Below are 14890 nucleotides of genomic sequence, written 5' to 3' on the forward strand. Positions count from 1 at the left end.
GAATCGACAAAAAACGACGGAACCCATGAGTCCACACGGGCGAGGACCATGCCACGAGGGGAGAGTTTGGTGCAACCCAAAAGGGGCAACGACCCAGAAGACCCATGCATGCGCAGAAAACACTGTGAGGTGACGGATCCCAAAGCCATTCGCACGCTGCTCGAATCCTGCACCATCGGGCGCCTGGCGACCACCGACGCCAATGGCTACCCCTACATCACGCCGGTGCATGACGTGTTCTGCAACGGGCGCATTTACCTGCATTCGTCCCCGAAAGGTGAAAAAATCGACAACATACGACGAGACAACCGCGTGGGCTTTCAGGTGGATATTCCTTTGGCCTATGTGGATTTGCCGTTTCGCCCTGCCCAAGGCCCGTGCCGTCTCCATCAGCTTTATCAAAGCGTTGTCATTCGAGGCCGGGCCCGACTGGTGGAAAACCTTGCGGAAAAAACCGCCGCGCTGAACGCTCTGGTGGCCGCTCACGAAAAGGGAAGCCAGGTTCCTCACGTCACCGAAGACCTTCCCGCCGTGCAGGCCTGCGCCGTCATTGAAATCACGCCGGAAAAGACCACGGCCAAGTTCAATCTGTGGCAGAACAAGCCCCCGAAAGACCGTAAGGCCCTGGCCGACGAGCTTCGCCGCCGCAACCGGCCTGAAGACCGAAAAACCCTCGCCGCCTTGACCTTAGAGAACCAAGTCACCGATGGGGATCAGACCCCCGAGTGAGGCTTTTTCCTTGCCCCAAGGAGAGCCTTTCTGCTCCATGGTTGGGCGGGGCATCAGGTTTGCTCGCCAGATCATGACGCCTCCAGCGCTTTCATGAACAGCGGCCAATCTTCTTGAATGGTCTTCCGCAGGATGCTTTCATATGCCAAGTTAAAAGACGAAAGCTTTCCCTGGAATAGGTCCATCTCACGACGCCCGTGCATCCCTTTGCAGCTTCCGACACGACGCTTGTCCAGAACCTTCACACGATCCCAAGCTCTTCCTGACCCGAATCAAAGGCCTAGATTCCCTTCCCGATCCTTGGGTATCCACTCCTCGTCCATCTCTGCCCCCTCAAATCTTCAGCATCGTAGGGCTGGGCCTTTTTCACGCCACCCCTTCAGGCAGTGAATTCTGCTTCTTAACTTCAGCCCTTGCGGGTCCGCCACCGTCCCTTAAACGTGAGCTCCTCGGTCTAGGCGGTGGCCATGGACCTTTCACGGCAAAAGAAATTCCTGTTGACACGCGGAAGGCTTGGGGGATAAAGAGAATACAAATTCACAACACTAATGGGCCCATAGAGTCTGCAGGCGAAGGGCCGTCAAGGTGGCGAGGCGGCCGTGTGGACTTCAACCCGCGCGGGAGGGAGAACTCATGAAGCGGTGGGTGAAAGCCGTTCTGTGGATTGCCTTGGGTGTTGTTTTAGCTTTTCCTTTGTTTTCGATAAGCTACTACACCATGGTGCGCACGTCCACTCCCCGGTTTTGCGCCTCCTGCCATGAAATTCAGTTTGCCTATAACACGTGGAAGACATCAACTCACACGAACAATGCTCAAGGTTTTGTGGCCGACTGCATGGATTGTCATTTGCCGGCGCCTCACGACACAGCGGAATTCTTCTACGCCAAGACCTTGCACGGCATCAAGGACATTGTCGTTCATTTTGTTCAGGGTGCGGAAGCCTATAACCGGGCCAAAGCTCGCGAGGCGGCCTACGCCTCATTCAAGAACGACCAATGCCAGAAATGCCATCGAAACATTCTTTATATGCCCGAAAAGCGCGGTGCCATGCTGGCACATCGGTCCGTGGTGTATGCCCGGCCGGGTTATGAAAAACGCTGTGTGGATTGTCACCGCAACCTGGTGCACGTGGCAAGGGATCGTTACGGATACAAGCAGCTGGAGAGCAACTACAGGGGCTTGGGCTTGTAGGGGCTCAAGGTTTTTTAGTTTTTTTTTGGGGGCGAGAGGAGGGTGAGCCGTGAAGAAAAGACGTCGGCGGAATAAGGTGTTGGGGGGCATACTGCTGATGGGCGTGGCCCTGGCGGCGGCGGCTTTGGCCCAGACGGCGGTGAACACGCCCAAGTCCAAGGAATTTCGTATTGAGCGCAGCATGCCCAAGGAAGCCGTGGCCTGCATTGAGTGCCACCGCAAGGAAAGTCCGGGCGTGTTTGCCGACTGGGCACACAGCCGGCATGCCAGCGCCAACATCACGTGCCTGGATTGTCATCAGGCGGAAGCGTTCGACCCCGATGTGAGCCAAGAACATTATAAGCAGTACGAAAGAAACGATGTGCCCTATGGGAACAAGGACTACCGCGTTCCCGTGGCGGCCGTGGTCACGCCCAAGGATTGCTCACGGTGCCATCCCGACGAGGCCAAGCAATACAGCCGAAGCAAGCATGCCAACACCGTGGAGATCATTTGGAAAATTGATCCGTGGCTGCAGTTGGGCATGAACAGCAATGCGGAACGCGAAGCGGGCTGCTTTCACTGCCACGGCACCGTGCTCCGAATGAAAGACGGCACGTTGGATCCGGCTACATGGCCCAACGTGGGCGTGGGCCGCGTTAATTTGGACGGCAGCAAAGGGAGCTGCACCAGTTGCCACACCCGGCACCGCTTCTCTGTCATGGAAGCGCGCAAACCCGAGGCGTGCGGTCAGTGTCATTTGGGGCCGGATCACCCGCAGATAGAAATCTATATGGAATCGAAGCACGGAGACATCTACACCGCTTTTGGTGATCAGTACAATTGGAACGCCGCTCCGGGCACCTGGACGCCGGGTGTGGATTATCGTGCGCCCACCTGCGCGGGATGTCACATGTCCGGGGCCGGTTCTGTGCTCACCTCACACGACGTCACCGAAAGGCTCTCATGGGAAACCCAGGCGCCCTTGACGGTGCGCCCTTCTGAATTTGCAGCATTTCCGGCTCAGACCAACTGGCAGGTGGAGCGGGAAAAGATGCAGGTCATCTGCATGCAATGCCACGGCAAGACCTGGGTCGTGGACCATTACGCCAAACTGGACAAAGTGATTCAGGAATACAACGAGGTCTATTTCAAGCCGGCAAAGGCCATGCTGGATGAGCTCTACGACAAGGGTTTGCTGGACAAGACCAAGTTCTTTGATGAGCGGCTGGAAGTGGAATACTATGAATTGTGGCATCATGAAGGGCGCCGAGCCCGCATGGGTGCGGCCATGATGGCGCCGGATTATGCCTGGTGGCACGGCTTTTACGAATGCAAGAAGCGATACAACAATTTTATGGAAGAAGCGCGCCACCTGCTGCAATCCAACCAGAAGGCCTACAAGGCCACCGATTATCCCAACGCCACGGGCAGCACGGAGCGCCCAAAGGAGGTCTTCGGCCAATAGAACGCTCGAGCGTTTCGAAGACGGAGCCGAGGAGCCCGCGCCCCTCGGCTCTTCTTTCGCCTTTTCAAGCCCCGGGGCGCGCCAATTTTTCCCATGCCCAAGGGACAGTCCGGTTCGTTTCAAGCTTGATGTCTTTTGTGAAGCTGTTCCATAAGATCATGAAACGCCTGGTGCTTGCCAGACCCGATGCGCTCGCGCTCCAGTCGACCAAAAGCTTCATGGAGGTCTTCGTCTTCAGAAGGTCCAAGACGCGCCTCGGCCATGGCAAACAAGAGGTTCTCCTCCTTGTTGATATGGTTTCTTAAAAGCACATCGTATCGGCCCGCCGTCTCCTGCAAGAGAGAACGCCCTTTGGAACCTCCCGCCCGAATGAGGGCTCTCGCATCTTCCAGCTTGGCAACAAGAGCTCTCCCCTGTTGATGTTCGGCCAACATCACACCGATGGGACCGCCCTCTCGCAGCACGCCAACCGCTTCCAACGCCGGAAAAAGAAAATCTTCTTCCTTTCCGTGATGGCAGCGGTCCACAAAAACCTTGAAGAACTCCAACAGGCCATCCAAATCCCCCTCGAGGACCTTCTCCTCACGGCCGATCTTTGCGCTCAACGTTTTCAGGATTTCGAGCATGCTTTCGATGCCCCTGTGTTCACTTTTCAATTCATCGATGGATTTCATGACCATCCCTCCTTATGAACTGGCTCGCCACGGCCCGGTTCAGGAAAATCCGTTTTCGCGATGCTTCGACGCGATGGTCGAGGCCAGTCGGTCTAGGGCTTCGAAATCTTTATAGGTTGGCAACCCCTTGCACAGCACGGGATCCAAAACCTCCACCTTGAGGTTGAAAAACATGCTGGACAGCATCTCCACGGTCTTCCCTCCCCATCCATAAGAACCAATCACGGACAAGAGTTTTGCTTTCGGCCGAAGGGCATTGGCGACAAATGCGGCGTAAGCGGCTAGAGGGTGAGGACCGGCCAAAACCGTCGGTGTCGCGACAACCAGCGTTGCGGCATCCACCAGCGCCATGGCGAGTTTTCCAATATCGGCGACGGTCAGGTTGAACGGTTCCACGGCAACGCCTTGTAAGGCCAGAGCCGAAATGAAGTGGTCCACCATGCGCCGGGTGCTGTCGTGCATGGATACAAAGGGAAGCACCACCAGGTTTCTTGGTGGGTTGGAAATCCAACTTCGATAGGCTTCTATAATCCAGGACGGATCATCAAGGATTTGGCCATGACTCGGAGCGATCATACGAAGGTCCAGGGCTTTGACCTTTTCAAGGTTCTTTGCAATGACCGCTCGAAAAGGCATCATGATCTCAGCGAAGTACCTCTTGAAAGCCTCACGGACCTGCCCCTGATCGACCACGAAAAGATCGCTCGAGGCGATGTGCGAGCCGAAAAAGTCGCAACTGAAAAGGATGCCCTCTTCGGGCAGGTAGGTCACCATAGTTTCCGGCCAATGAACCCAGGGCGTGTGCAGGAACTTTAAGGTGCGATCCCCTAGACTAAGAGTGTCCCCGTCATCCACGGTTACGAAGACATTTTCGGGAAGGTAAAGCAGGTCCTCAAGCATGCCCTTCGCCTTGGGAGTGCAGACCACTTTCGCTTTCGGAAAGCGTTCCAGGACAAGCGGGATGGTTCCTGAGTGATCCTGTTCGGCATGGTGCGATACAATGAAATCGAGATCCTGAGCCCCGTCAAGTTGGGCGAGCAGCTTTGGAGCCATGGGGGGATCGACGGTGTCCAGCAAAGCCGTCTTTTCGCTTCCCCGAACCAGGTAGGCATTGTAGGAAGTGCCGTCGGGAAGTGGTATGAGAGCGTCAAAGAGACGCCGATCCCAATCCACGGCACCCAGCCAGAAAACCCTTTCGGTGATTTTTCTTTGATCCATCAGCGTGCTCCTTTCCCGTGGTTGTTGGGCAAAAGCCTATCGGCCACAAGCGCGGCACATCCCGGCGTTCAAATGGCCCCACAAAGCAGCTTCGAGCTCACCCTCCACGGGTTTAAACCATCTGCCATGCAGCATCCTCACGCATGGGCTCAGTCTTCCCAGCTAATGCATTCGGCCGGACAGGACGCCATGGCCTCTTCAATGCAGGCCTCATCGCCCGCAGCCTCGTCCAGCACATAGGCTTTTTCTTTGTCCGAATCCATCGCAAACACGTGAGGGCAGAGCTCCACGCAGGTTTCACAACCCAAACAGCATTCCTCGTCCAGAGCAATCCTGCGTTCCATGTCGCGCCTCCTTTCTCGCCCACTCGTGGCAACCACGTTGAGATGTGAATTTGCTTTCACTTCGCGACTTTGATAATTCAACTCCAGACCCCTGTCAACGGGGCGAAGGTATTTTTATCTCTGTCATTCATGGAATTTGAAAAGATATAAAAGGTGTCATGCGACGGTTTTTAAGGAGAAATAGGATTCACCTGTGGGTACTTTGAGTCGACGCTTTCCTTTTGAAGGGGCTGGGTGCCTAGGCGTCTTTCATAGAACCGTCATGGGTGTCGGCAATCGGAAATGGGTGAAGTGAAGGCGCCGCGTAGCACAGCGTGAAGGTTTGTATTTTGAAGCACCGCAGAGCCTCCGGTGAAGCCTTCGCTACAGAAAGATTCCCAAGGGTCCAAAATTGTTGAAATCAGGCATGCCCATAGCGGAAAGAAAGGTGGTGATTTTCCATGCCCCACTGTGGCCTCTGTGGAGCCGAGGCGCCGCCACAGCCTTGCGTCACGGAAAAAGGGCAATGCGATCTGTGGGGGCGAAAAGCCGTTCTGGCGGAGGACAAGAACAAGGAAAAAACCGAGAAGTGTGCATGCAGCGCACCGCATTCGCCTTGTCCGTAAAGGACACATTTCGGGCACCTGTGGGCTTGCGCATGCCCCAGTTCCGGACTCCGGTGGAGGTTTGCGTGCGGGCACGGTCCCGCCTGCCGCTTCACATCGGCTTCCACAGACGCCAAGCCATGATCTTGGTGAGAAGCCTTTTGATTGATGGGGTGATCCGCGATCGGTTGTAGAGATCGCCGACCTTGCGCAGGGCTTCCCCCACGGTGGGGTAAGGGTGAATGGCGGCGGCCAGACCCTTGAGGCCGATTCGATGCGTCATGGCCAAGCTCAGCTCCCCGATGAGGTCCCCGGCGTTGGATGCCACAATGGTCGCCCCCAGGATACGATCGGAACCTTTCCGCACATGCACTCGAACCAACCCTTCGGCGCAGTCTTCCAGGACGGCGCGATCCACTTCCGAGAGGGGAAGCGTCAAGGTCTGCACCGGTATGCCTTGGTGCCGAGCTTCTTTTTCATAGAGCCCCACGTGAGCGATTTCCGGATCCGTATAGGTGCACCAAGGAATGGTGAGGGCACTGGCCTTGGCTCGACCCCAAAAAAGGGCGTTTTGAATCACGATGCGGGCCATGAAATCGGCCGCATGGGTGAACTGGTAGGGGGAACACACATCCCCTGCCGCATAGATCCTCGGATTAGTGGTTCGAAGGCCGTCGTCCACCACCACACCCTTGGGTGTCGCATCCACCCCCACGCGTTCCAGATCCAGTCCTTCCAGGTTGGGGGCTCGACCCACCGCCACCAGAAGCCGGTCCACCGCCACACGGGTCGCCCGGCCGTGGGTGTGCACATGCATGCGCACGGATCCGCCCTTCCCCGGTTCCAGGACCAGGTCCCGCCCGCAGCATAAAAGCTCCACGCCGTCAGCTTCCATGGCCTTCAAGACGACAGCCGACGCATCCGAATCTTCGCGCGGCAGAATGCCGTGTGCCGCTTCCACCACAAAGACCTTGGATCCGAGTCGGGCAAAGGCTTGCGCCATTTCGCAGCCGATAGGGCCGGCGCCGATGATGCCGAATCGTTTGGGAAGTTCCGTGAGCGAAAAGAGCGTTTCATGGGTGAGGTGGGGCACCCTGTTGAGGCCGGGTATGGGCGGAACCGCCGCTCGAGCCCCGGTGGCGATGACGGCCTTGTGAAACCGCAGTCGGGTCCCGTCCACATCCACCGTTTCCGAATCCACGAAGCGGGCGTTTCCGAAAAAGATGTCCACACCCAAGTCGGCAAAGCGCTGAGCGCAATCGTTTGAGGCAATGGAGGCTCGAAGGCGCCTCATGCGTTCCATGACCTGGGAAAAGTCCACCCGGGCGCCTTGCCGCACGTGGATGCCAAAACGGTGAGCTTTGCGAACGCTCGCGGCGGCCCGGGACGCCGCGATGATGGCCTTGGAAGGGACGCAGCCCACGTTGAGGCAGTCGCCGCCCAAGAGGTGCCTTTCCACCAGGGCCACTTTGGCGCCCAGGCCGGCGGCTCCGGCGGCGGTCACCAGCCCAGCGGTGCCCGCTCCGATAACCACCAGGTTATAGCGAAAGGCCGGTACGGGAGGCTTCCAATCCGCGGGGCGGATCAACGCAGCCAGTTCTCGATTCCACTCATCCCATGGCTCCAGTTGGATCCAGCGCTCTTTCAAAGGGCTCATGGTTTCTTCTTCACCTTGCGTTCCCATACCTCTTGGGTGGCTTGTCGGGACCGATGACGTGCCCTTCACCCACCTCTTCAACCCCGCCGGGGCCTTTGTTCGCATCGTGTGCCGATCCTAAAAGCCATCGAAGCACACCGCTTTTCCGCGGGATGGACCCGCGCCCTTTTTTCTTCAATTCTGGAAGCTTAGCCCTTAGCGCTGAACGCCCATTCCAGCTTACGCCAAGAGTCCCTCACCGACGCGACCGTTAAGGCTTCTCATGACCGGGCATCGAGCCCCCTCGCATTCAAGGTTTCTGGCCTGCTGGCGGCACTTGAGCGTGTGGTTGGCCGAAAGACTCCGGCCTAGAAACGGTTCGGAAAGTTCCGCGGCCTTCTTGAGAGCGATCCAGGAGTCACGCTGGCAGCAGCGGGCCGCATCCAGAGAGGAAATCGCCGCCAAGGCCGCCAGGGTGGCCTGCTGGGCCACGCAGCGTTGCCGACCTTTGACCGGATTGGCTTCCAGCAGAATGGAAAAGGCGATCCCGACCCCCACCGCCGCGCCGCAACAGCCCATGAACCCGCAGGATCCTCCGGGAACCTGGGATCCACGGCGAAGGGCTGAGCGGATAGCCTCGTCGCTCACCGCTTCCCCTGCATTGCGGGAAGCGGTCACAATGACGGCGGGCACCAGTGCGTGGTGTTCGGGTCCATGAACGGGCATGGCCGGGTGCCGGCGGATTTTGTCCATGAGCAAGATCAGGTCCGTTTCGTTGGAAGAAAGGCACAGGTGTTCCATGACCGCCAGGGCGTCCCCGGAATGGCAGGCATCGCAGACGAAGTGACCCTTGACGCAGTGGGCCGACGACAAGAACCGATCCCCGCAGTAGGTGCACGTCTGCAAACGTTCGGACGGTGCGTAGCAAAGAGGTTCTCCGCACACCATGCAGCCGGAACGGCGCCGAAGCGCAATGCTTTGACCAGTTGTCAGACTGGATGAAACGGGCGTTCGCCGCATCGGCGCAACGGAACCGGTGGCGGCCCGGTCTTCCGGCCGAGCGCACGCGCAGCCGCCTTCTCCTTGCCGGTTTGTCACGGCGCCCGCATCGTCCAAAATCCACAATTGGTCATCCAGAATTTCCGCTTCCGACGTCGGAATATGTTCCACGGAGCCGGGCCTGAGCGTCTTGCCGCCAAAAGTCTGAACCAAGGCAAAGGGGCCTGGATAGAGGACGGAAACGGTGTCTGCGTCCGCTTCTTTTCGGGCTTCAAAAGTGAGGCTGTAGAAGCGATGGCCGCGCACCGTGCGGTAGGGAAATCTTTTAAGAAAACGAATCGTCTGAAAGCCGGATTCTTCCAGAAGACCCACAAGATCCCTTTGCGTGAGCGCGCCGGCGAGGCATTCGCCGTGAAGCACGGGGTCGTTTCGAATGGACGAATCGGGGTCGGTGTCGCACACGACGTCGGAAACCACCAGCCGTCCGCCCGGCCGCAGTACGCGATAGATTTCTTGAAAGGCGCCGCGTTTGTCGCTGGACAAGTTGAGCACGCAGTTGGAAACGACCACATGCGCCGTATGGTCTTTCAGAGGAAGGCTTTCCAAAAGGGCACGGCAAAAGGCCATGTTGTCATAGCCAAGGCGCTTCACCGTGGCGCGAGCTCCCTCCCGAGCTCGCTGCAGCATGGCTTCCAGCATGTCGATGCCGATAACGCGCCCATTTTGCCCCACCTGCTTGGCCGCCATAAAGCATTCCAGGCCACTTCCACAGCCCAGATCCACCACCGTCTCACCCTCTTGAAGTTCGGCATCCACCACGGGACTGCCGCATCCGTAGCCGCGAAACCGGTATTTTTCCGGAACGTGAGCCATCCATTCCACAGGGTAGGTCGCGGGATTGAGAATGTCCAACTTGGGGCGCACCGCAGCTTCGGCATAAAAGTCTCGCACGACGGACAGGCTCGATGGAGAAGCCAGAGCCAACAGGCAGTTGGAATGGGTGAAAGTGACCCCATGGTCAGCCTTTGCACAACTTTGCAGGACGTCTCCCATCTTGAGCCTCAGTGCGGGCCGATGGGTGACGGCGGGTTCCGAAGCGCGACGCACGATGAGCCATTGTGCCAGCCTTTCGTAGAGATCCATGTAGGGGTCGGCGCCCAGAAATCGGCCGGCAGCCAGGTAGCTGTGGTCCGAATCGCCTCCTCCCAAAAGGAAGCGCAGCGGATGCTCGAGCGCTGCAACCGTTTCCCGCCGAATTCGCTCAAAGACGGAGCTCTTCTTCCAGGCCTTTTCCAGGCCGTGAGGCCACGGGACCGCCAGTTCGGCAAGGCCCACCAGAGCCGCCGACGGATAAAGGTTTCCGTCGGGGCCGAGAGCCAACGATTCCCAGGCCATGCCGGTGCCGTCATGACGCGTTCCCGGCGGTGAAAAGACCTGGGAGGCAAGCGCTCGCACATTGTCCACCGAAACGCCCAGGAGTTCGGCGCGTTCAACGGTTCGGCGCACGGCATCGAAGAGTTCATCAGTGGGAACGAATTCGTTCGGCACACCTCGACCCCGCACGAAATACCACATGAAGTGGATGTTGGATGCGCCCAGGTCTCGTGCCACGTCCGCGAGGTGCGACACGTCGGCCAGGTTCGATCGAGTGGGACACATGGACAGAGTGAATGGAAAACCCCTGCGGGAAAGGGCTCGCAGTTCGCGAACCGTTCGTGAAAAGGCGCCTTTGCCGCGCACGGCATCATGGCGCTTTTCCAGGCCGTCCAGGCTCACTTGAAGGTGCAGCCTTTCGGGATTCCACCGGTGTCTTGTCAGGACGGCTCGGGCGCCCAACGCATTGGTGAGCACCACCACATGGGTATCCGGCAGGCGAAGAATTTCATGAACTATGGCGGGAAATTCGCGATAAACGAAGGGCTCACCCCCGGTGAGGGCAAAGAGGCGGCAGCCCAGTGCGTGGGCCTGGCGGACGGCTTGGAGTGCCACGTTCGTCGAAAGCTCTCGAGACCGAGACGGCGAAGCTGCAAAAAGGCAATGGGTGCAGGACAGATTGCAGCGGTCCGTGAGATGGATCCAGAACTCCTTGAGACCGTTCAGGCGCAGCACGTCCCCTCGCCCCGTATAATCGGAAGGGCACCCGTCGGGAAGACGCTCTCGAAAGCGAGCGCCTTCCGGAGTTTCGAGAACACTCGGGTCTTTCAGCGCTTTTTGAAGAAGACGGTCGGCCGCTTCGTTGGGAACGAACCAGCAGGGCGGATCGGGCCGAACATAAACGGGAATGTCTTCCCAAAAAAGTCGCCGCCATTCGTGAGGTTCAAAGGGCATCGATCAACTCCTCGGTGCTTTGGGCAAGTGGAAAACAATTCCGGGAAATCTCCTCAGCCGCACTCTCACCGCGCTTTACCTTCATCTGCTAATCATTCTGTGCCGCAAATGCCCGCAGGCGGTGGGCTGTGACGTGCCCTCCAGGAAACTCCAATCCTCAAGAAACGATTTCATGGCTTCGTCGTGTCCAGTTCCGCTTTCTTCGTTCGGTCCTCGTGAAGCGTCATACTGCTCGGTCCCCCCCTTCCCGTGTTCCATCGTTGGGCTGATCCGAGTTGTCTTGCCTTTGAACCTTCCGGTGCAGTGCCGCTCTGGCCATCCTGTGAGCCCTCATCGGCCCGGTCATAACTTGGGGTAAGGACGCCGAGTGTGACTGCGCCGGTTTGCGCCAGGGCCAGGTCCGATCCCGAAAAGTGCACAAAGACGCAGGTGAAACCCACGCCCGTGACGCCAAAGTTAAGGATTGGCAGCAAGGGACGGCTGCGGAAGAAGACGGCCGCATGAAGTGCCATTCACAAGAACCGCTGCCCCGACCAAGGCTCCTGGGCACTTCGGTGTGAAGGATCATCAAAAGCGAAAGGCGTTCATCCTCCTGAAACAGCCACGCCGCATAGGGAACCGCGAAGATCCTTATAGGCAAGGGTGATTCGAAAGATCAAGAACGGCGCAAATCATGGCCTTGGAATGCTGTGAGACAAAGGGACGACTGAAGCCATGAACGCCGTGTGGACCACGGGCTTTGAAGCTTAGTCATGGGATCATAATTGCTGCAGGTCGACGTTCTTGTCCCTGAGTGGCCACGGATTTTAGAAAAGGGCATGAAAATCGGCTTTCAAAAGGATTGAACTCATGGCCGAATCCTCTCTTTCTGTGAACGAAAACGAACTCAGACACTGGATCGCCCCGCATGTGACCGAGGTGCTTCGAGACAAGGCGGACGCGCTGTTTTACGAAAAGATTGCCGCTTTTGTGTCGAAAAATGAGCCGCGTGCCCGCGAATTGGCCCTCAGAAAAAAGGTCGGTCGCATGGAAGAAGAAATCAAGGCCTTGCCGGAAATTCACATGGCTCACTTCAACGCTGCGGAAAAAGCGCTTTAAAGCCATGGATAACCAACTGACCATGGATCAGTGAATCATGCGGTTGGGATTTTCCGTTATGGTGGCCTCGATGAGCCTCCTAAGAATTTGGCCCTTACCCTGTATTCAACAAGGTTTTACTCGTTGATACCGGAGGGTGAGTTCCTCCAGTTTTGCGCGGGCCAGAGGCCCGCGCTCCCAGGAAGGACCCTCTCCGTCCTTTTTTTAGGGAATACCACTGGTCATTTTGTTGCCCACAGCCGTTGGGCTGATCAATACACCTTCGCATTGCCCTTAGACCGTCGTGTTCGGCGTCATCAACCCTCTCGTCGCTCAAAATGGGGCACTGGCGGCCTCGTTCACCGAGTGTCTTATTCCTCGATGAGGATCGCCCCCGGGGCGCACTCTTCCGCCGCCTGCCGCACTTTCGCCTCCAGATGCGCAGGGACGACGTCCACCATTACCCGCGAAAGCAATTGGTCTTCATCGTACTGAAAAACTTCGGGGCACACTTTGCTGCAATTGCGATCTCCCATACACAATTCCTCATCGATGCGAACTTTCATGACAAACCTCCCGTGCCGTCTCCCGAGGTGTGCGGTCGAACCACCAGAACCGGCTTCTTGGCGTTTCGAACCACGCGTTCAGCCACACTGCCGAAGGGAAAGTGTCCTTTGAGCCCGTGGCTGGTGAGCACCACCAAATCGATGTCTTCGTCATCTATGGTTTGGAGGATCTTTCTTGCCGGATCTCCCCCGAGCACGAGCCGTCGAAACCTTGGGCATCCCTGCAAATGTTCACGACACAAGGCGTCCAGTCGATCTTCCGCTTCCTTGACAATCCACTGATGAAAGGCCTCCAGATGCTTTCGCCCCCACTCGCCATACCAGGGCTCATGCCCTGACATATCTTCGACCACAAACAGAAGAAACACCTCCGAGCCGAACTTACCCGCCAGATCCAGCACGTAAGGTAAGGCAGCTGACGAACTCTTGGAAAGATCCGTCGGCCAGAGAATTTTGTTGACTTTCATGGCGGCCTCCTTTGCATTAAGTCGAACTTTTGATCTAAAACTAAGCGTGTTCAGAAGGGATCACAAGAGGCGGTGAGACGCTGCTTAGAAGCTGGACCGTCGCCGATGAGGTTTGAAGCCCGCCGCGGCGCTCGGGAGGGTTAATGAAAATGCCTGAGCATAAAGCAAAAAAGTCTTCCGGGAAGAGCAAAGAAAAAGCCATCGCCAAATCCCCTGTCCAGAGCACAGCTCAGCACCCTGCTCTTGAGGTGGTCATCAAGGCGGACACGGTGGGCACTTGTGAAGCTCTCGAAGCGGCGCTGGGAAAAATCGCTTCAGAGGGGAGGCGCATCAAGATCATTCACCGCGGTGTCGGCGAGGTCTCCAAGTCCGATGTTCTAATGGCGGCCACGGCAAGCCACCTGGTTCTAGGACTTGGGGTGGGCTTGGGACCTAAGGTGGGCATGGTGGCCCGAGACATGGGTGTGGACATTCTGCTCTCTGATGTGATTCACGATCTGGTGGCCGCCCTGGCGGCCCGCGTGTCGCCAGCTTCGGAGGCAGCGAGCGGCCCGACGACGTCGGGAAAGATTCTGGGCCAAGGCACAATCATCGCCCTTTTCAAGAGCAGTCGGCACGGGATCATCATCGGGTGCCACATCACCGAGGGCATGTTTCGAGTGGGCGCTCCTTTCCGCGTCATTTCAGCCATGGGCCCCGTGTATTCCGGCGTCATTCAATCCATGCAAATCGACCGAAAACCCGTCCAGGAAGCCGTCAAGGGCCGTCAGGTCGGGATCAAGATCCCCGACTGGAAAGGCGCCCGCCTGCATGATCTGGTGGAAGTGTATGAAAAGAGCTGACAAAGCCAAAGATGATTACGGCACGATTTCACGCGTCTACCACCTGGTGGATGTGGTGTTGGAGGGGTGCCGCAATGGCATGACACGTGCCCTTCAGCGGCGCGAGCTTTCCAGAGTCTTGGATGTGGGGTGCGGAACGGGTACGCAGGTGGTCAAGCTTCGTGCTGCAGGTCTGCGCGCCGTGGGTATTGACATCTCCGCGGCCATGCTTTGTCGCGCCCGAGCCAGGGAGCGTGCAGGCACATCCTCCTTTGTCCTTGGTGACGCTCTTCGGCTTCCATTTCCTGACCAAGCGTTTGACGCTCTCGTCTTTTCTTTCGCCCTTCATGAAAAACCCCATCCGCAACGCCTGGCCATGTTGGCCGAAGGGCGCCGTGTCTTGAACTCTGGCGGCCTCGTGGTGGTCTTAGACTATGTCCGCCCCAATGACAGGCGTGCTCGACTTGCGGCCGGATTCCTGGCGTGCATTGAACGCATGGCAGGACGCGTCCATTACCGTGCCTTTAGGGATTACATGCAACGGGGCGCCGCCGATGGGGTGCTCACCGCCGCCGGCCTTCGGCTCATGTCCCGCACCCTTTGGCTTCAGGGCACGGTGGGGCTTTTTGAAGGCCGGTGGGAAACCCCGTCTTCAGGGTGATTTGACAGGCATCATGTCAGCTATAATTCCGGGCCTGCCGCCCGCCCCAATCCAAAGGGTCAGCGCTTCTTCTGAGGGACGGCGTCTGCGTGGTCCGAAAATCATGAGCGGCCACAAGGGCCGCCCCTCCAAGCCCAGAAGCCATTCG

13 protein-coding genes are annotated in these 14890 nt (G+C 57.8%); 6 read left to right on the plus strand and 7 right to left on the minus strand.

The features are described 5' to 3' along the window. Positions 1–108: 108 nt before the first annotated feature. The 3 genes from EDC27_RS13675 to EDC27_RS13685 all read left to right on the plus strand — a co-directional run bounded on the left by EDC27_RS13675 (position 109) and on the right by EDC27_RS13685 (position 3367). Positions 109–729: a pyridoxamine 5'-phosphate oxidase family protein gene (locus EDC27_RS13675; protein ID WP_170161825.1), complete on the plus strand. Its 621-nt coding sequence runs from the start codon at positions 109–111 to the stop codon at positions 727–729. 633 nt (positions 730–1362) lie between these two features. Then, the gene (locus EDC27_RS13680) at positions 1363–1920 is read left to right on the plus strand and encodes a NapC/NirT family cytochrome c (RefSeq protein WP_123291200.1); all 558 of its coding nucleotides are present in this window, start codon (positions 1363–1365) and stop codon (positions 1918–1920) included. 97 nt (positions 1921–2017) lie between these two features. After that, positions 2018–3367: a multiheme c-type cytochrome gene (locus EDC27_RS13685; RefSeq protein WP_123291332.1), complete on the plus strand. Its 1350-nt coding sequence runs from the start codon at positions 2018–2020 to the stop codon at positions 3365–3367. Positions 3368–3486: 119 nt separating this feature from the next. On the opposite strand, the gene EDC27_RS13690 is transcribed toward EDC27_RS13685, so the two are convergent. The 5 genes from EDC27_RS13690 to EDC27_RS13710 form a co-directional block, all read right to left on the minus strand. Then, on the minus strand, positions 3487–4041 hold the full coding sequence (locus EDC27_RS13690; protein WP_123291201.1) for a hemerythrin domain-containing protein: 555 nt from the start codon (positions 4039–4041) through the stop codon (positions 3487–3489). 39 nt (positions 4042–4080) lie between these two features. Continuing rightward, on the minus strand, positions 4081–5259 hold the full coding sequence (locus EDC27_RS13695) for an FprA family A-type flavoprotein (protein ID WP_123291202.1): 1179 nt from the start codon (positions 5257–5259) through the stop codon (positions 4081–4083). A 149-nt stretch (positions 5260–5408) separates the two neighbouring features. Continuing rightward, positions 5409–5603, minus strand: coding sequence for a ferredoxin (locus EDC27_RS13700; RefSeq protein WP_123291203.1), 195 nt, complete (start codon positions 5601–5603; stop codon positions 5409–5411). Between the two features lie 696 nt (positions 5604–6299). Beyond that, complete coding sequence (locus EDC27_RS13705) at positions 6300–7844, minus strand: mercuric reductase (RefSeq protein ID WP_123291333.1); 1545 nt, start codon at positions 7842–7844, stop codon at positions 6300–6302. Positions 7845–8063: 219 nt separating this feature from the next. Further along, positions 8064–11150: a DUF5714 domain-containing protein gene (locus EDC27_RS13710; protein ID WP_123291204.1), complete on the minus strand. Its 3087-nt coding sequence runs from the start codon at positions 11148–11150 to the stop codon at positions 8064–8066. A gap of 849 nt (positions 11151–11999) precedes the next feature. On the opposite strand from EDC27_RS13710, the gene EDC27_RS13720 reads away from it, so the two are divergent. Beyond that, positions 12000–12248, plus strand: coding sequence for a hypothetical protein (locus EDC27_RS13720; protein WP_123291206.1), 249 nt, complete (start codon positions 12000–12002; stop codon positions 12246–12248). 350 nt (positions 12249–12598) lie between these two features. On the opposite strand, the gene EDC27_RS13725 is transcribed toward EDC27_RS13720, so the two are convergent. Then, positions 12599–12793 carry a ferredoxin gene (locus EDC27_RS13725; protein WP_123291207.1) on the minus strand — a complete coding sequence of 65 codons (195 nt, stop codon included), beginning with the start codon at positions 12791–12793 and terminating at the stop codon, positions 12599–12601. Beyond that, the gene (locus tag EDC27_RS13730; RefSeq protein ID WP_123291208.1) at positions 12790–13260 is read right to left on the minus strand and encodes a universal stress protein; all 471 of its coding nucleotides are present in this window, start codon (positions 13258–13260) and stop codon (positions 12790–12792) included. The genes EDC27_RS13725 and EDC27_RS13730 overlap by 4 nt, the downstream gene beginning before the upstream one ends. Before the next feature lie 149 nt (positions 13261–13409). Between EDC27_RS13730 and EDC27_RS13735 the strand changes: the two genes are divergently transcribed. Both EDC27_RS13735 and EDC27_RS13740 read left to right on the plus strand, forming a co-directional pair. Continuing rightward, complete coding sequence (locus tag EDC27_RS13735) at positions 13410–14102, plus strand: translation initiation factor IF-2 (RefSeq protein WP_170161826.1); 693 nt, start codon at positions 13410–13412, stop codon at positions 14100–14102. Beyond that, positions 14089–14742 (plus strand): class I SAM-dependent methyltransferase, encoded by a 654-nt coding sequence (locus tag EDC27_RS13740; protein WP_170161827.1) that lies wholly within the window; start codon positions 14089–14091, stop codon positions 14740–14742. Before EDC27_RS13735 ends, EDC27_RS13740 begins: the two co-directional genes overlap by 14 nt. The last annotated feature ends 148 nt before the right edge of the window (positions 14743–14890 follow it).

Origin of the sequence: Desulfosoma caldarium, from assembly GCF_003751385.1 — a bacterium.
Taxonomy (GTDB): domain Bacteria; phylum Desulfobacterota; class Syntrophobacteria; order Syntrophobacterales; family DSM-9756; genus Desulfosoma; species Desulfosoma caldarium.